Genomic DNA, 353 nt, shown 5'->3' with positions numbered 1-353 from the left:
ATCGCGCAGCGCTGCTCTCGAACCGCGTGGCGCAGGCCTCGCTACTCAGCCGTTTCGATGACGCAGCGACGCCGCGTGCGATCGAGACCGCGCTCGATTCTCTTGATGGAGCTGTGGAACTGGTCGATGCGGCGCGGGCCAGTCTGATCTCTTCGTTGCCGCGCGAGCTGCGCGACGCCAATCCGACCTTGGATGCCCGGATCAGGACGTTCATTTCGTTCCAGCGCGACATCGTCATGATGGGGCGTGAGGTCTCGGCAAAGGCTGCACTCATCGAGGCCTCGGCCGAGGCGGTGCGCGAGAATGTCCGCCAGATCATTCTCGTCACGTCGAAGCTTGCCGACGGCCTGGAC

Annotated in this window: 1 protein-coding gene; it reads left to right on the top strand. The window is 64.3% G+C overall.

The features are described 5' to 3' along the window. Positions 1 to 353, top strand: a 353-nt coding sequence (locus AB4Y92_RS26850; RefSeq protein WP_441822390.1) for a hypothetical protein, incomplete at both ends; no start/stop codon positions are given.

Origin of the sequence: Lysobacter sp. TAB13, assembly GCF_052113885.1 — a bacterium.
In the GTDB taxonomy this organism is placed as follows: domain Bacteria; phylum Pseudomonadota; class Gammaproteobacteria; order Xanthomonadales; family Xanthomonadaceae; genus Lysobacter; species Lysobacter gummosus.
Note: the sequence above shows the minus strand (reverse complement) of the source record. Positions and strands in the feature narration are given on the sequence as shown.